At 64.5% G+C, this 17,162-nt stretch carries 9 protein-coding genes; 6 read left to right on the top strand and 3 right to left on the bottom strand.

Annotation, left to right across the window (positions count from 1 at the left end):
• Positions 1-497 precede the first annotated feature (497 nt).
• Both QZ307_RS01915 and QZ307_RS01910 read right to left on the bottom strand, forming a co-directional pair.
• Positions 498-5,786, bottom strand: coding sequence for a DEAD/DEAH box helicase (locus QZ307_RS01915; protein ID WP_295995003.1), 5,289 nt, complete (start codon positions 5,784-5,786; stop codon positions 498-500).
• A complete protein-coding gene (locus QZ307_RS01910) occupies positions 5,783-5,980 on the bottom strand; it encodes a hypothetical protein (RefSeq protein ID WP_295995001.1) in 198 nt (65 codons plus the stop codon). The genes QZ307_RS01915 and QZ307_RS01910 overlap by 4 nt, the downstream gene beginning before the upstream one ends.
• 157 nt (positions 5,981-6,137) lie before the next feature.
• Between QZ307_RS01910 and QZ307_RS01905 the strand changes: the two genes are divergently transcribed.
• The 3 genes from QZ307_RS01905 (at position 6,138) to QZ307_RS01895 (ending at position 9,246) form a co-directional block, all read left to right on the top strand.
• Positions 6,138-6,770: an NAD(P)-binding oxidoreductase gene (locus QZ307_RS01905; RefSeq protein WP_295994998.1), complete on the top strand. Its 633-nt coding sequence runs from the start codon at positions 6,138-6,140 to the stop codon at positions 6,768-6,770.
• 110 nt (positions 6,771-6,880) lie between these two features.
• The gene (locus QZ307_RS01900; protein WP_295994995.1) at positions 6,881-7,696 is read left to right on the top strand and encodes a MerR family transcriptional regulator; all 816 of its coding nucleotides are present in this window, start codon (positions 6,881-6,883) and stop codon (positions 7,694-7,696) included.
• 146 nt (positions 7,697-7,842) lie between these two features.
• On the top strand, positions 7,843-9,246 hold the full coding sequence (locus QZ307_RS01895) for an MFS transporter (RefSeq protein ID WP_295994993.1): 1,404 nt from the start codon (positions 7,843-7,845) through the stop codon (positions 9,244-9,246).
• Here QZ307_RS01895 and QZ307_RS01890 read toward each other — a convergent pair.
• Complete coding sequence (locus tag QZ307_RS01890; RefSeq protein WP_295994989.1) at positions 9,243-11,390, bottom strand: ATP-binding domain-containing protein; 2,148 nt, start codon at positions 11,388-11,390, stop codon at positions 9,243-9,245. The two genes, QZ307_RS01895 and QZ307_RS01890, sit on opposite strands and share 4 nt — an antisense overlap.
• Before the next feature lie 1,214 nt (positions 11,391-12,604).
• Between QZ307_RS01890 and QZ307_RS01885 the strand changes: the two genes are divergently transcribed.
• The 3 genes from QZ307_RS01885 to QZ307_RS01875 all read left to right on the top strand — a co-directional run bounded on the left by QZ307_RS01885 (position 12,605) and on the right by QZ307_RS01875 (position 17,138).
• On the top strand, positions 12,605-13,609 hold the full coding sequence (locus QZ307_RS01885) for a hypothetical protein (protein WP_295994986.1): 1,005 nt from the start codon (positions 12,605-12,607) through the stop codon (positions 13,607-13,609).
• 641 nt (positions 13,610-14,250) lie between these two features.
• Positions 14,251-15,819 (top strand): C69 family dipeptidase, encoded by a 1,569-nt coding sequence (locus QZ307_RS01880; RefSeq protein ID WP_295994983.1) that lies wholly within the window; start codon positions 14,251-14,253, stop codon positions 15,817-15,819.
• A gap of 302 nt (positions 15,820-16,121) precedes the next feature.
• On the top strand, positions 16,122-17,138 hold the full coding sequence (locus QZ307_RS01875) for an alpha/beta hydrolase (protein ID WP_295994978.1): 1,017 nt from the start codon (positions 16,122-16,124) through the stop codon (positions 17,136-17,138).
• Positions 17,139-17,162 lie beyond the last annotated feature (24 nt).

The following is a 17,162-nucleotide window of genomic DNA, read 5'->3' as shown; positions in this document are numbered from 1 at the left end:
CCTGATTCTAGCACGGGTAAAAACAGCTCACCGATGGCAAGCAAAGCCCGTGGTCAAGATGATATTTTTGCTCCTACCTAAAAAGGGTGATGCCTTTACCGAAGATAGGCGATTTTCCCCAGGACGTGTGCACCCTATAGTAAACGCCGTTCCTCAGGGGGCGGTCTCCCACCGGATGATCTTTTTGGGGCCATTGAGATTAGGCCGGCTCCGCCCCCGCCCAGGACTTCACCGAACGTCGTCCGCTCGGCTCAACGGCGTTCCGGGCGATGGCTCTCCTTTCTGGCCATCGCCCTCCTTCTTTACCAACTCCGTTGCCTCCTGCGATTTTGAGGGGGTCGCAGCTCATGGCATATTCGAATACGGGCGCCGCGCTCCGAGAGAAGCGCGGCGCCCGTTTCGCATTTACCGTCACGTACGTGGGCTTACTTGCGAAATCGCCTCCCTACGACGGCTCGCTGAAGTTCCAGCGTCCTCGAAACTGCCTGCAAACCGCTCTAGAACGGACTGGCGTACAGGCGCATCCCATTCGGCAGACGAGCGAACCCCGCCTGCTGGAGCAGGGCGGCCACGGGTGTGGCCAGCACGTCGACGCCGTTGCAGGTTTCCACGACAATCTTCTTGCGCGACGCCTCGGCACCCTCGCGTTTGAGGGCGGCCAGCACCTGATCTTTAAGGGCTGCCACCGCATCTGCCAGCATCGCCTCGTCCTCGGTGAAGGTCACCAGCCCCTTGAGGCGCGGCGCCGCCCAAAGCACGGGCGCTCCTGCAGCGAGCACCACCAGGGAGCCTTCGCGGCGGCTCGGCCGCACGGTAAGCGCAAGCGAATCCGACGCCGCCCGAACTCCTGGCTTCTGGTCCCCCGCGGCTTCCTCGACAACCACCTCCGACGTCCCGCTTGCCTCGAGGCTCTCACTGCCGAGTTCGACTACTGGGGGCCACGGAAGGCCCGCACCGTAAAGGCAGGCAGGGTCGTCGGCCGCCACCACAACCACAGGGACGGCTCCGCGCTCGGCCGTGCTTTCGACTTCGTCAGCCATGCGTCTCAGCACTTCTACCGTCTCCCGCGCGGCAAACTGCGCCGGCCCCAGACCTTCCACGAAGTGGCCGCGGGTCAGCTCGCCGGCGTCCTCCATGGCGCGCAGCACGGGATAGAGCGTCGACAAACCGCCGGGAACGCCGCCCTGCAACGCAATATCGCGCGTGATGATGCCGTAGCGATCAAGCAGCGACTCAACGAGCGCCACAGCCTGTACCGTGCTCGATGCCTCCGCGGGCGCCAAGAGCATCCAGCGACCCGCCAGGGCTCCATCGAAGGCGGCAGCGGCCCCCTGACGCGCCACAACCGTCGCCCGGGCCTGGCGACGCATTTCCGAGCGCAGCGAACGCCCGCGGCGACTGGTCGCGCGGCGCGAAGGCGGGGGCGTCTGACCGCCGGAACGCGCCACGGGCGGCTGGGCCGTCCCGCCAGCCCGCGGGAAGGCGAAGCTGTCGCTGGCAACGATACCCTCGCGCACCAACGCTCCAAGAGCGTCGGCCACCTCGCGCTCGAGAAGCGCGGAGCCGCCCAGGCGTCGCTGCGCCGCCTCGACGAGCGCTCGGAAAGAAAGCGGGCCCTGCATGGCCAGCACGCAGCGAATCACGAACCGCAGCGGCGTCGAATCGTCAGTGGTATCTGAACGAGCGCCTGTCTCTCCATCCGCGCCTGGCGCACCGACAGGCGCGGCCCCCGTTTCTTCCGTCATATCGATCCCCGGCTCTGCCGAGCCCTCTTCGGCCAAGCCTAAAGCCGCATCCCACGGCAACGGCGCCAAGGGCGAATCCGTGGGAAAGAAAGCCACATCGAACGATGCCCGCCCCTGACCATCCGCGCCGCGCGCCGCCCACAGCACCTCCTCGGACGACAGAAGCTCGTCTAAGTAAGCAGGCCGATAATCAATCACGCGAGCGGGAAACACGACGGCCTCCCAAAATGCCGGCGGCAGGTACACGCCCTCGAACTGGGCGATCACCACCGCCACGCCCTCGACGCCCCGCAGAGCGCCCTCCTCCACGCTGGCAACCTCTTGCCGACGCAGCAAAAAGCGCTCGAAGACCGCGGGTGCCACAGGCTTGACAGCCTCCTGCGCCTTAGCCAGCGAACGGGCCCGCAAGCGACGAAGCACGCCGGCATCGACCCAGCGGTCGGACCCCAGCCGAAGAAGCTGTCCCTCGGCCGTCAAACGCTCGAGTGCTTCCTGCACAAGCGCTGCGCCGATCCCAAAGCTCTCCGCTGCCTCGCTGGTTGCAAAGGGAGTGCGCGTGCGCGCGAATCGTGCCAGCAAGCCGTCAAACGGAAAGCGCCGCTTCATCGGCCCCTCGGCCCAGGAAGGAACCTTGACGCCCAAGGCAGCGCTTAAGCGCGGCCCATCATCGGCCGCTACCCATCGGGTGCACCCGGCCACAGCCGCTGGAAAGGCCCGATGTTCAGCTTCGAGGTCCCGAAGAAGGCCTTCCGCCTCCACAAGGGACACGGAGGCACCGGCGCCATCGTCAGTCGACGCCAAATCCGCCGTCCCGCCCAACACCGCAGGGTCGGACCCATCGGCGCGCTGAAGCCGCGCGGCCACCTCCTCCACTGAAAGAGGCCCCAGTTCACGCAATAGGTCAGCCACTCCCTCAGCACCCCTCACCTGCCAGCTAAGGGCTGTGCGCTGAAGCTCGGCCTGAACCTGGGCTACCACCGAGGGGTCAAGCACTTCCTCCACCGATCCGGATCCCAGCAGCTCGGCAAGCAGCGCTGGATCTACCGCCAACAGGGAGGCCTGACGCTCGGCGTGGGGCAAATCGCCTTCGTAGAGATGCTCGCCCAAATAGCCGAAGACCAAGGGCGCGGCGAACGGCGACGGCACCGCCGTTTGGGCCTCCACTGTTTTAATGGCGCCTGCGGCTAATCCCGTCATCACCTCACGCAGGGCTGGCAGATCAAATACATCCTGCAGGCACTCGCGCAGCGCCTCTAAAATGATGGGGAAATCCTCCTCCTGGCGCGCGGCCTCCAAAAGCTGGCCGCCCTTCAAACGCTGCTGCCACAACGGGGCCCGCTTGCCGGGCGCCGTCGGCGACATAAGCAGCGCGCGAGCCGCGCACTCGCGAAAACGGGCCGCGAACAGGGCAGTGTACCCCACCCGATCCCGCACCACAGCTTCCAGCTCATCGGGGTCGAACAAGAACAGCTCAGCACCGGGTAGGGCCTCTTCCCCCATGGGCACACGCAGCACGATGCCGTCATCGGCCGCTACGGCCTGCGGGTCATAGCCCAACGTGCTGTTGATGCGATGGGCCACGGCCAAGGCCCACGGCTCGTGCACGCGACGCCCAAACGGGGAATGGAGAACGACCCGCCAATCCCCCGTCTCGTCGGCGCACTGTTCGATAACAAGCGTGTGATCGGTAGGCACCACCCCCGTACACGAACGCTGGGCGTCTACCAGGGCCGCCAGGTTGTTTCGTGCGCTGGCATCGAGACCGTCCGCCTGCAACCGCTCGCTCAAAGTCGGGGTCAACGACTCCTCAGCCTCTTCGCCGCGAGAAGGCACCCCGGCGTCGAGAGCCCGCACGAAGGCGCCGCGGGCCCGCCCCGTCTCGTAGGGACGCCCTACCGCCTCGCCATGCCAGAACGGCAACCGCGCCGCCCGACCCGGAGCCGCTTCCACTATGACGCGATCGGCGCCGATTTCCTTGATGCGCCAGGTACTAGTGCCCAGGGCGATGATGTCGCCCACCCGGGACTCCATCACCATCTCCTCGTCCAGCTCCCCCACGCGCCGACGCCCCTGTCGGGCGTCGCCTTCGGGCAGCACCACCGAGAACATGCCACGGTCGGGAATAGTGCCCGCCGCCGTGACGGCTAAGCGCTGGGAGCCGGGGCGCGGCTTCAAAAGCCCCGTCTCGCGATCCCGCAGAAGGCGCGGCGCGAACTCGGCGATCTCGCCGGAACCGTAGCGCCCCGCCAGCATAGCGAGGACGCCTTCGAAGGAGCGCCGAGGCAAGTCGGCGTAGCAGGCCGAGCGACGCACCGTGGCCAGCCACACATCGGCCGCAAGGCCATCGGGAACCATAGAGACCGCGGCCACCGTCTGCTGCGCCAGCACGTCCAGCGCGTTTTCCACCAGGCGCGTGGCCTCAATGGCACCGGCCTCCATGCCTTCGGCCATAACAGCCGCATCGATGACCTCTACGCGGGTGCGGGGGTACATAATGCCCACCGAGCGGCCGCCCACTTGGTGGTTCGCGCGACCGACCCGTTGCAGGCCACTGGCCACCGAATAGGGCGCCGCCACTTGAATGACCAGGTCGATGGCGCCCATATCGATGCCCAACTCCAAACTGGAGGTGGCCACCACGCAGGGAAGATCGCCGCTTTTCAGCTCGCGCTCCACCTGCAAGCGCTTCTCTTTGGACACCGATCCGTGGTGCGCTTTCGCAATAAGCACCGAAGGCTCCGTGACCAGCTTGGTGGTGGATCCGATATCGGAGCGGAAGGCCGCCCCAGGAGCAGCCGCCATCGGGTCAGCCCCCGTGCGCACGCCGCGCACTTCCGCCGACCGCGCACCTTGATCGACAGCCGCGCCGCCGGCATCACCCTCGCCCGGCGCCCCTGAACTTCCCGCAGCCGCCCAATAACCAGCGCTCTCGGCATGGGGCGCATTGAGCCCCAAGCGCTTAGCGTACAGCTCGTTCAAACGGGCCGTCAGCTTCTCACACAGCCCACGGGAGTTCACGAACACGATGGTGGAGCGATGGGCCAGCACTTCGTCGAGAATAGCCGCCTCGATGTGCGGCCAAATGGAAGATGACCCCAGGCGGCTGTCGGGATGGGGCGCGGGGCCCTTCCCCTCTTCTGCCGCCATGACCGCGCGCAAGGCCCGATCGGACTTCCAGGCGTTCTCGACGGCAGCGCGCCGTGGCCCCGCGCCGCGCACCCGCGTCCCGTCGCCCGCCCCCGCAAAACCCTCGAAAGCTGGCGCCGCCGTCATATCCCGTACGGGCACACGCACCGAAAGATCGAGGGAGGGAGGAGCCTCCTCGGCCACCACCGTCACCGGATGACAGCCGCCCAAAAACTGCGCCACTACTTCGCGAGGGCGCACCGTCGCCGAAAGGCCCACGCGCTGGGCGGGCTGCTCCAGCAGATCATCCAGGCGCTCCAGCGAAAGCGAAAGATGCGCCCCGCGCTTGTCGCCCGCCAAGGCGTGGACCTCGTCCACAATGACCGTCTCCACCGAGCGAAGCACTTCCCGCGCCTGGGAAGTCAGCATGAGGTAGAGCGATTCCGGCGTGGTGATGAGGATGTCCGGTGGATTGCGCACTATCTTCCGACGCTCGTCGGGCGTGGTGTCCCCCGTGCGCATAGCGGTGCGCACCTCGGGCGCCTTGCCGCCCATCACGGCCGCCTCTTCAGCTGCCAGCGCAGACAAAGCCGAAAGCGGTCCCTGCAGGTTGCGGTCGACGTCGGCCCCCAGAGCCTTCAGGGGCGACACGTAGAGCACCCGCGCGCCAGGAGCCCACTTCTCGCCCGCCGTCATGGCTGCCGCCTTCTCGGCCATGAGCCGATCGATGGCCCACAGAAACGCTGCCAGGGTCTTGCCCGAACCCGTAGGCGCGATAACGAGCGCGTTATCACCCGCCGCAATGGTCTTCCACGCCCGCTCCTGCACTGCCGTAGGTGCGCCGAACGCCTCGGCGAACCATCGCCGCGCAGCCGCGGAGAAGCCGCTCATACCGTTGTTGCCAGCCGCACTCACAGCAGACCCCGCTCCTCGAAGAGCGCAAGCGTCGACTTCAGCGCCAATTTCCGTGCCGTCAGCTGCTGATAAGTGGCCGTCTTCACCTTCCCCTGAGCTCGCAAAGTCTCAAGCTGCTGAAGCACCAGCGCGTTCTCCGCAACCAAATCAGCCAGCACCCCCTCGAACCGCGCCAAGCGCTCTTGGTCGTTCATGCGCGCCCTTTCCTGTCCCGAAGCCACAGGGCAACGGAAGCCTTTCAATTCTGGAACGACCCAGGGTCGTTCGGCTTTTCTTGCATCTAGCGTACCACAATCAAGAGATGCGCTTCCAAGGACGCGCATCTGTCAATCTGTTGAATCGAGGCATGTTATGAAGGTATTTGTAGGTGGCGCCTCTGGGCGCGTGGGACAGGTTCTGGTATCCCTGTTGGCCGACGAAGGGCACGAGGTGGTGGCTGCCAGCCGTCACCCCCTGACTCCTTACAGCGATCACGTCCACCCGGTAACCTTTGATTTCCACAGCGATGTCGACACCATGACCGGAGCGGTAAAGGGCTGCGAGACCGTGTACTTCGTGGCCGGCTCCCGCGGTGCCGACCTGCTGCAAACCGACGCCTTCGGCGCCGTCAAACTCATCGAGGCCTGCAAGCGCGCCGGCGTGCGTCGCTTCGTTATGCTCAGCTCCATGTTCGCCACCGAGCCCGAGCGCTGGGAGACCGAGAAGGGCCTTGCCGACCTTACCGACTACAACATCGCGAAGTTTTTCGCCGATAAATGGCTGGAGAACAGCGGGCTCGATTACACCATCGTGCAGGCCGGCTTCCTCACTGAGGACGCACCGACTGGCCACATCCAGGTGAACCCGGCCCATGAGGGCAGCATCCCTCTGGCCGACGTGGCCGCGGTGCTGGCCGAGGTGCGCGGACTGCACAACACCTACGGCAAGCTCATCATGGTGGTAAGCGGCGACGAGCCCATCGATAAGGCCCTGAAGACGCTGTAGCGAAAAGCGGTAGAATAGAAAACTCCTGGGGACGGTGCGCTCAAGATAACGGAACCGCCCCCACTTTCGCCAATCAATCACTACCAGGCAGACCAACGGGAGGGAGCCCCATGCGCAGCAACGAGGTGGCGAAAACGGCCGGCGTGACCGTGCGCACCTTGCGCCATTACCATCAGCTGGGACTCCTGCCCGAACCGCCGCGCTCCGCCAATGGATATCGCGAATACACCGCCGCCGACTTGGCCCGCGTCCTGCGCATCAAACGCTTGGCCTCGTTGGGCTTTCCCCTTGCCCGCATCGGCGCACTACTCGAAGAGATGGACGAACAGGCCATAACCGACGCTGCCGACGGCGAAGCAGCCGGTCCTTCGCCGCTCTCGGCCCTCGACGAGCTCGATAGCGAGTTGGCCCTGCAAATCGAGGCTCTTCAAGAGCAGCGGCGCACCATTGCCGCCCTCAAGGCCGAGCAGCTCTCCCCCGACATGCCCGTGCGCTTTGGCCGCGCCATCCGCGGCATTGTCGGCAACAGCACCGACGCCACAAGCCACGCCGCCCTGGTGGTGGCAAGTCATCTCTACGGCGATCGCGAGATGGCCGAACTGGAGCGAGTAGCGGCCCACATGCAGGACACCTCCTTCGCCGCGGCCATGGAATCCCTCGACCAGCGCTGCTCGCAGCTCGCCCCCGATGCTCCCGAAGCCGAGCGTGCCGCCATTGTGAGCGAGTCCCTCGACCTGCTGGCGCCCCTCATCGAGCAGTTCGACGCTGCCAACTGGACGCGCGAAGCCACCAAGGAAGAGCGACTCCTCGAAGAACTGGCCAACGAGTCGCTCAACGAGGCTCAACGCGATGTGAACGAGCGCATTGAGCGCGCCATCGGCGACATTCTGGAAGCGCGCGCCGCCAGCGAGCTCCCGCGCACCTAGCTGCGCGATGCCACTGCGCCGCCCTCGACCGCACTCCCCCAACCTTCGCCACCCACCCCACAACTCCTTCACAGGACGTTTGACCCCGACGCAACGTCATAGTTTTTACTGCCTTCTCGAACAAACCACTCGAGAAAGGAACCGCTATGGCCCCGCATCACGCCGAACCAACCGCTCTCGCACCGCGGCCGTTCTCCCTCGGCGCCCCTGTCTCCCCGCGCTACCTGCTGTCCTGCGCCTTGTCGCTTCTGGGCAACTCGGTCGCCGGCGTCATCCTGCCCCTGATCCTGTTGGCCACCACGGGCGACCCCTTGGCCGCCGGCGCCCTGGCGCTTATCTGCGCCGCACCCCAGATGATCATCGGCCTGGTGGGCGGCGCGCTCATCGACCGCTTCAACCGCCGCAACGTATCCATCATCTCCGACCTAATGTCCGCCGCCTCGGTGGCCCTGCTGCCCGTGGTTGACATGATCTGGGGTCTCAGCTTCGGCTGGTTCGTGGTGTTGGGGCTGGTGGGCGCCATCGGTGATATTCCGGGCATGACCGCCCGCGATGCGCTGCTGCCCGCCGTCTGCGAACGCGATGGCAAGAGCCTGCAGAAGTTCATGGGTCTTGCCCAGTCCCTCGACTCGCTCACGGTCATTGTGGGCCCGGCCTTGGCTGCCTTCCTTATGACCACCATCGGCGATGCCAGCGCCCTGTGGTTCACCGCCGCTATGTCCTTGGCTGCGGCGCTGGTTACCCTCACGCTGCCCCGCGCCATCGGCCGCACCGGTGCGCAGGACGCTGAAACCGCCCCTGCCACCACTTCGCGCGGCGTTGTCCGCGATGCTCTGAGTTCTCTCAAATCGGGCGTGGTGGTGCTGTTCAAGCGCGATGCCCTGTTGCGTGCCAGTATGCTGCTCACCTTCGGCATCGTCATGGTCATGGGCTCGTTCCAGGGCCTGGTGCTGCCCGTGCACTTCACGGACGCCGGCACTCCCGAGCTTTTGGGCTATGTCCTGTCGGCCATGTCCGCCGGCATGCTGGTTAGCTCGTTGGCTTATTCGGCCCTGGCCCACAAGCTGCGTCGTCGCACGTGGTTCGCCCTGTCGCTGTTCGGTATGGCTTTGGGGCTGCTGACTATGGGCCTGCTGCCGACCTTCCCCGTTATGGTTGGCGGCGCCGCTCTGCTGGGCCTCTCGGCCGGTCCGGCCTCGGCGCTCCTTGGATTCTTCGTCTTCGACCGCATCCCTGCCGAGAACCGCGGCGCAGCCCTGGGCACCCAGAATTCGCTCATGTTGGTAGCCGCACCCGTAGCCGTGTTCGCCACCTCGGTGGTGGTGGAGACGGCGGGACTCGCCGTAGCCGGCGTGGGGCTCATCGTCTGCTGGGGTGCCGTGACCGCCTGGGCCCTGACTACCCCGAACCTGCACCATATGGGCGACCTCGAGCGCCGCGCAACTCCCGCCGCGCCCACCGTCCCCGGAGCGCCTGCTGTCCCCGGAGCGCCTGCCACTCCTGTGCCGGCACCCTCCGCCATCCCCATGCCCGATCGCTGCTGCGACTAGGGGCGCTCGGCCGTTGCCCCTCCCAAAAGCGGCGACGGTTCATCGCGGAAAAGAACGGTCAAGCGATGCATGGCACGCGTAAGGGCCACGTACAGCAAATTGCGATCGGCCTCTGTCGCATACTGCCGCGCGTCCACATCCAAAAGCACCACTTCGTCGAACTCCAAGCCCTTTGCTAAGCGCACTGAGCTCACCACCAGACCGCCGGGATATTCATCGGTCTCGTCAGTCAACAGGGTGAGCTCGTGGTCGCGGGCCAAAAGCTCGGCGTAGCGGGCAGCGAGAAAGTCCGACTTCGCAATAATGCCCAAGGTGCGTCGGGTGCCACGCTGCCATTGAGCCACAGCGTTGTCTACCGCCTCCAGCACCCCGCGCGTGTCTCCGCAGCGCACCAAACGCGGCTCCTCGCCGTGGCGCTGCACAGCCTCAAGGCCGGCGATAGGCTTCACCTGCGCGGCCAGGGCCGTTATCTCCCAGGTCGAGCGATAGCTGCGCATCAGCGACATCATCCGCGCCCCAGAATAACGGGCCGCCACCGCCGAAGGCGCCGTCGCCTCACGGTCGTCCACCAATTGGTTCACGTCGCCCAAAATGGTCTTGTCGCAAGGGAAGGTCCGGGCGATAACCTCGTGGGCCACCGGCGACAGATCCTGCATCTCGTCGATTACCAAATGGCGTACGTCACCGCACCCGTCAAAACCGTCGGCACCCTCGAAGGCCCAGTGGCACAGCGCCAGCGGAAAGGCATCCTCCCATTCCACTACCCCCGACGCAGGAGCCTTGCGCAACGCACTGCGCCCCGTTTCAGCCAGGAACCGCCGATACAGCGCGGGCGCGTTCTTCGCCGTCATCATGCGCCGCAAGCGACCCGCTAACTCGCGTCGCGTGGGCAGCGTCTGGGCGTAACGGCCGAATGTCTGACCATGAGCTCGCTCGCGCGCATCGCCGGCCACGAGGTCGAGGCGCTCGCTGAAGGGCACCGGCGCATAGGCGGCAAATCGCTCGGCCAGCCACGAAGCCTCGGCGGTGGCGCCTCCCACGGGAAGATCATGGGGACCAAAGACGAGATGAGCCCCTTCGGCCGCCATGAGGCCGTCAAGCCACGATGCCAGTTCATCGGCAAACTCCTCGGTCCCCTTCGCCCGCACCCTTACCATGCGAGCAGGATCGGTCTCATCCGCCCAAGAGCGCGGCAGCTGCACCTTTGCCACCCCCGTTAAAAGCCGCTGGGCGAAACTGTAAAGGCTCCATTGCATCACGGGCTCTTCGCCCAACTCGGGCAAAACGCCGGAAATATAGTCGGAAAAAACTTGGTTGGGCGAAAGAATAGCTATTGAGCGAGCGCTCAAGCGCTCTTTCTGCCGATACAGCAAGTAGGCAACACGGTGCAGTGCAATGGAGGTCTTGCCTGAGCCCGCCACCCCTTGAATGATCAGCGTGCCCGGCGCCTCATCGCGGATAATAGCGTTTTGCTCTTGCTGGATAGAAGAAACAATGTCATGCATTTTCGCGTCGGCTGTACGCGAGAGCGCCTGAACAAGCACTTCGTCGCGCACGCTCGAGGAGGAGTCGGCGGCATAGCGCAGTTGCCCGTCCTCAATGCCGATTTGTCGCTTGCGGGTCAATGCGCCCTCGCGGCGCCCCGCCGGCGCCTCAAACGCCGCTGGCCCAGGCTCGAAGTCGTAGAACAGGCTGGCCACCGGGCTGCGCCAGTCCGATACCACCGCCTGATTACGCCAGCTGAAGGCGAAGCGTCCCAGGTAGGTTACTTGCTCGCCTTCCGCGTCGACAAAATCGACACGCGCAAAGTAGGGGGAGGCAGCCAGCTTTTCCAGCCGCTGACGGGAAAGGTGCGCCGAGGCAGCCTGAGCGTCCATGCGGTTCAGTTCGAAGGCCGACAGATGCGCCTCCTCGGGCGACAACTCGCCTCGAGCGGCGGCAAGATGGGCCCCGGTTTCCCGATGACCTGCCTCCAGACGCGCCGCCAACCTCCGAGTCCGCGCGACCGCCTCGCTGATCTGGGCCTCCACCTCGGCCAACCGAGCACGCTCCTCTTCCTCGACGCTGGACGTCTCTTGGGGCATCACGCTCCCGACCTGTTGCCGCCCTTCATTCGACCCCACCTCGTCCTTCCGCGGATTCATAGCATCTCCTCTCCAGGTATCCTTTTCACTTACTTTCCCGTCGCTCATGCTCTTTCGGATTCAACGCTCGCCACGAAGCGTCAATGCCCACCGCGAGTCATCGGCGCCCCACGCGAGGCATCGGGTCCCTCGCGAAGCGCCGGATCCCTCGCGAAGCGCCGGACTGTACGCGAAGTGGAGAACCCCTCGCGAAGCGCCGGGCTGTACGCGAATTTCACGTTGAAGTCGATGGATTGGCTTCAAAACCACGGTTTTGGAACATTTGCCAGCGAATTGCACCTCCCCGGACCATCGCGGAGACGCGTTTTCCCAGGCCGACATGTTCAGCAACGTGCCAACCCCAGCCACGGCGTTCCAAAATCGACAATTCTCAGCCATTTCAGCGGCCTCGAACTCAAATTGGCGGCCTTCCGTTCCAAAACCGCGCTTTTGCAGCCACGCCCACATCCAGGGGAGCACGAAACGCGAAGCTCCGCCAACATGGCAAAGTTCCTCGAGACCATGTGGCAGCCAGAAAAAGGGCACTCAGCGGCGAGCGGTGCCGGCAAAACCCAAAGCTTGCGAAAGCCGCAAGTGGGAAGGCCGGGAAAAATGTCGCGAGCTGAAAAAGGAAAGGGAGTTCGGCATCGACACCGCCAATCTGCGGCAGACGAGCCGATCAGCTCGTTCACGCACCCGAGCGGTCGAAGGCGCGAATAGCGCGAGAACATCGACATCAAGGTGGACGAGTATGGTATCCACGCTACCTTGCCTCCTTCAGCGCCGCCACACCGACCTCCACGAAACGCCCATAAGCTCCCCGCACCAACGCCCTCTAGCTCGCATCCTGCTTCGCTTACCGCTATCGCTTGTTCGCCGCTCTAGCCGAGCAAACACCGTCAGGCTCGAGCACCTCCCAAACCAAGGATCCGCTTCGTCCCCTGAACCGACAATACGTCATCCGACTCGCATGCCGTCCGACCCGACACTGCCGCTTCGCCCCTCCTGCACCGACAACATGCCATCCTGTTCGCATTCAACAGAACATTGGGGTTTTCCCCGCACGCACCTCGGCAAGCCAAGTCTCCCTCTTCCAGGTAGCAGGCCCGTTTTGACCAGGAGATACTCTCCAAATTGCCTCACCCTTCCCATCCCAGCAGGTGTCCCTGCAACGCGTAATCTGTGAATATCCGCACCGCGCTCTCCTGGACTCCTCCGCGACCTACAATACTCCCATGCGAGTTTTCCTGTACGGCATATCGTCGTTCTCTCACTGGCTCTTTACGCCGGCGCCCCCGCGCGCCGCGGACGCCGTCGGCGTACGAGCCTTCCGCGAGTGCGAACCTACCAACGAGGCCGTCGACTACCTCTCGGACGTCTTCCCCTTTATCAAGCAGCCCTATCACGTGATGATGCCCTCGCGGTCGCGTCGACCCCTTCCCCGCACCGCCCCCCACGTACTCCGCCTTACGGCGCAGGGAAAGATTTTCCACCGCGTCGGAAGCGGCGTATACACCGCCAGCCCCGAACTTTGCTTCGTGCAGCTGGCCCGAAGCCTCTCGCTCTACGAACTGGTCAAGGCGGGCAACGCCCTCTGTGGCACGTTTTACCTCACACCCACCGGCAACCGACAGCTCGGTGCCCGGTCAGCGCTTACCACTCCGGAGAAGATTCAGCGCTTCATCGGCAAGAACCCTGGGTTGCACGGCGTCAAGAAAGCGCGGCTGGCGCTCAGCCTGATGGTCGCCAAGGCGGCGTCTCCTCCCGAGGCATTTCTGGGCACCATCTTGAGTGCGCCGTCGCGCTACGGCGGGTTCGGACTTCCACAGCCCCTGCTCAACCAGCGGATACGCCTCTCGCAGCAGGCAAAGGCCATTGTGGGCAGCGCTACCCTCAAGCCCGACCTGCTTTTCCCCGAAGAGCGCCTGGCCATCGAGTACGATTCCGACAGCGAGCACCTTGCGCCGCAGCAAGTGACGCGCGACTCGCTGAGGCGTATGGCCCTTGAGCGCGACGGCTATCGCGTGATCACCGTAACCGCCCGACAGCTGGGCAACCCTGTGAAAATGCGCGAAGTGGCCCGACAGGCCAGCAAGCAACTGGGCACACGCCTGCGCCCCCAGTCCGCCCGTTTCAGCGAGCAGCAGCGAATGCTCTTTGCTGCGTCGTGGAAGCTCGACGACTACTTCCAACTACCCGACCAGCTGCCAAGCCAGAACAGCGAGCGCGACAAAAAGTAGCCCCGCGGGCATGGTTTGGCTTGGAAATCACGGTTTTGGAACACCGGCCACGCTAAAACAGGCTTTCGTGCGCTCGTTTGGCTGCGAACGAACGGTTTTGGAACGAAACGAAGCTCCAGGGGTTCCAAAACCGTGTTTTCCAAGCCAAACCGGGCATTGAAGCCGCCATTTAACATGTCGCTGGTCCAAAACCGTTCATTTGCAGCCAAAACAGGCACTGAAACCGTTATTTCGCGCGATGCGGTTCCAAACCCGTCAACTTGCAGCCAAGGATTGCCTCTCGCGAACAACGGCCGAGACCGCACCCCAGCCTCCCTCCACTACGCCCAGAGCCCCACCCCGCGTCATGGCCGGAATCCCCCGCTGCGACAAGGGCCATCTCACCAGCGGGACGACCCTGGGGGCGTCCCGATCATCTCCCGCTTTCCCATTCGCCCTCGGCTTGTTGACAAACCGAGGGCACCGCTCCCGCCAACGCCGCGGTCAGCGTATACCGAAAGAGTACGAAACCAGCCGCCCGGCGGGCTTGAAGCCCATGAACACCTGCGAGCCCCAAGCTCCTGCAGCCCAAAGGTTCTTGAGGGATCAGCGAACTTGCGACCCCATGCGCGCCGCACGGCCATTCGAAAAGGAGGCCTTTTATGGCTTGCACAACCCTGCTCGTCGGCCGCTTGGCCACCAACGACGGGTCTACCATTGTCGCCCGCAACGAGGACGGTGAGGATTTCTCCTTCGATCCGAAGAAGCTCATCGTGGTGAACCCGGAAGACCAGCCGCGCACCTACACCGGCGTGGCCAGCCACCTGACCATCGAACTGCCCGACAACCCTCTGCGCTACACCTGCACCCCGAACGCCGATCCCTCCAACGGCGTCTGGGCTGAAACCGGCATCAACGCCGCCAACGTGTCCATGTCGGCCACCGAGACCATCTCGGCCAACGCCCGCGTGCTGGGCGCCGACCCGCTGGTGGTGTACCAACCCGCCCAGGGCAAGCCGGGCGACGCCGACTACAAGCCGGAAGTGCCCGGCGGTATCGGCGAGGAGAACCTGCCCACCATCACGCTGCCCTACATCACCACGGCTCGCGAAGGTGTGAAGCGCCTGGGCGCCCTGGTGGAGCAGTACGGTACCTACGAGACCAACGGCGTGGCCTTCGGCGACGCCCACGAGGTGTGGTACTGGGAGAACATCGGCGGCCACCATTGGATTGCCCGCCGCGTACCGGACGACTGCTACGTGGTGCAACCCAACCGCCAGGGCATCGATCACTTCGACCTTGCCGACGCTTTGGGCGACCAGTGCGACTACATGTGCAGCGCCGACTTGGCCGAGTGGATTCGCGACCACGACCTGCTCATGGACATGCCCGCCAGCGACGAGCCCCAGGAAATGGTGGAGGGCCTGCCCCGCTACTTCAACGCCCGCATCGCCTTTTCCACCTACACCTGGCTCGACCAGCTCTACAATGCCCCGCGCAAGTGGTATCTGTGCAGCCGCCTGACGCCCTCTGACCCGCGTTTCCAGGGCCCGGCGCCCGAGTTCGGTCCCGAGAGCCTGGACATCCCCTGGGCCCTGCGCCCCGACAAGAAGCTGTCGGCCTCGGACGTGAAGGATTGGCTGGCCACTACCTATGACGGCACCGAGTACGACTGCTACGGCACCAAAGGCACGCCTGCTACCCGTCACCAGTACCGCTTCATCGGTATCGACCGCACCTCCGAGTGCTCCATCCTGTGCATCCGTCCGAACGCCCCCAAGGCGCTGCGCGGCGTGCACTGGTTCGCCCCGGCTTCCGGTCCCTTCAACACCGCCGTGGCCATGTACGCGAACGTGAAGGCCATGCCCGCCTATCTGGACACGCCCACGAAGGTAACCACTGACAGCCTGTACTGGAACAACCGCCTTATCGGCGGCTTGGGCGATCCGCAGTTCTTCGAAAGCTACGAGGCCATTCAGGCCTATCGCCTGAACACCATGGCCCAGGGCTATCAGTCGCTGCATGAAACCGACGCCGCCCTCGCCAAGCTGGCGAAGGAAGGCAAGGTTGACCTAGACAACATGGACGATCCGCAGGTGCTGACCACCTTGGCCGACGCCAACCAGGCGCTCATCGACAAGGTGCAGGTCCAAACCCAGGCCGTGCTGGGCGCCGTCCTCGATCAGCGCACCGTCGAAATGAAAAATGCGTTTAATATGAACGACCACTAGGAAGCAGACAGAATAGATTACCTGGTCAAAGGCCTATTAATAATCGAACATCGCTCTTTATCGCTTGTTTTTGCTGCTATTTTGCTGCCCTAAGCTTGCTGCACCCCGCGGTTACCGTTTGTTGCCAGCGGGCCTGCTTCTCTTTGAGAGCAGGCCCGCTTTCGTTAGCATAAGACTCATCATTTACGCATCGTCAAGCCGTCGGAGCGCGACCCCATTCCCCTGGCAAGCGAAAGGCGTCCTCGAGGCCTCGCCTGCCACTCGTCCAACCAAGCGCGCTCCCCGCCCGAAAGGATGCCCCTATGCCTATGAACCCGGCCCTGCAGGCCGCCATAAAAACGCTCACGCGCATCATGCCCGACACCTCGGCCTCCTGGGCCGATCAGCGCAAGGCCGAAGAGGCGGCGGCGAAGCTCACCATCGTGGACCCACGCTGCCGCATCGACGACCTGACGGCCACCGCGGCCGACGGCTACGATATCCCGCTGCGCCTGTTCACGCCCCTCGACATTGATCTGTCCCTGAAAACGGGACTCCACGTGAACGAGGACTACCGCGGCACCATCCTGTTCTTCCACGGCGGCGGTTTTGCCAACGGCGACATCGGCTTCTACACCGACGCCTGCCAGCGCATGGCGCTGAAGCTGGAGCGCCGCGTCCTGTCCGTGGAATACCGCCGCTCCCCCGAGCACAAGTTCCCCACGGCCCTGGACGATTGCTACGAGGTGGCCCGCCAGCTATACGCCGGCACGCTTCTGTCCGATGTGAAGACCAAGCACATCGTGCTCATGGGCGATTCAGCCGGCGGCAACTTGGCGGCCGGAGTGTCGCTTCTCGCCCGCGATCGCGGCGACTTCGCCGTGCGCACCCAGGTACTGCTGTACCCCCTCACCTACAACGACCACAGCCTGACCACCCTGTTCGATTCGGTGCGGGAAAACGGCGAGGACTACCTGCTTACCCGCGAGGACATTGTCACCTACATCAACCTGTATCTGGCCAAGCCGGAAGATTTCAACGACTCCCGCTTCGCGCCGCTGCTTGCCTCCAGCGTAGCCGACCAGCCTCGCACCCTTATTGTGACCGCCGAATACGACCCCTTGCGCGACGAGGGCGAGGCCTACGCAGCGCGACTGGAAGCCGAGGGCAACGAGGTGGTGTGCTGCCGCATGTACGATGCCATCCACGGGTACTTCCTCTACCCGTCGGTGCTCTCGCTGGTGCGCGACACTTATCGGCTCATTGCAAACTTCCTCGACGACGAGGATATTCCCGACGAAGGCGCTCTGCCATGGCTGCCCCTGCTTGGTACCGACTAGACAACGTCGGCAAGTTCTACGCCT

Origin of the sequence: uncultured Adlercreutzia sp. (genome assembly GCA_910585575.1) — a bacterium.
Taxonomy (GTDB): domain Bacteria; phylum Actinomycetota; class Coriobacteriia; order Coriobacteriales; family Eggerthellaceae; genus Adlercreutzia.
The sequence above is the reverse complement of the archived record's forward strand: the minus strand, read 5'-3'. Positions and strand labels throughout refer to the sequence as shown.

What these genes read in the sequence shown, in the direction of transcription:
- QZ307_RS01900 (WP_295994995.1), top strand. Translation starts at nt 6,881, where the DNA reads ATGCGCAGCAACGAGGTGGCGAAAACGGCCGGCGTGACCGTGCGCACC.
- QZ307_RS01895 (WP_295994993.1), top strand. Translation starts at nt 7,843, where the DNA reads ATGGCCCCGCATCACGCCGAACCAACCGCTCTCGCACCGCGGCCGTTC.
- QZ307_RS01885 (WP_295994986.1), top strand. Translation starts at nt 12,605, where the DNA reads ATGCGAGTTTTCCTGTACGGCATATCGTCGTTCTCTCACTGGCTCTTT.
- QZ307_RS01905 (WP_295994998.1), top strand. Translation starts at nt 6,138, where the DNA reads ATGAAGGTATTTGTAGGTGGCGCCTCTGGGCGCGTGGGACAGGTTCTG.
- QZ307_RS01880 (WP_295994983.1), top strand. Translation starts at nt 14,251, where the DNA reads ATGGCTTGCACAACCCTGCTCGTCGGCCGCTTGGCCACCAACGACGGG.
- QZ307_RS01890 (WP_295994989.1), bottom strand. Translation starts at nt 11,390, where the DNA reads ATGAATCCGCGGAAGGACGAGGTGGGGTCGAATGAAGGGCGGCAACAG.
- QZ307_RS01875 (WP_295994978.1), top strand. Translation starts at nt 16,122, where the DNA reads ATGCCTATGAACCCGGCCCTGCAGGCCGCCATAAAAACGCTCACGCGC.
- QZ307_RS01910 (WP_295995001.1), bottom strand. Translation starts at nt 5,980, where the DNA reads ATGAACGACCAAGAGCGCTTGGCGCGGTTCGAGGGGGTGCTGGCTGAT.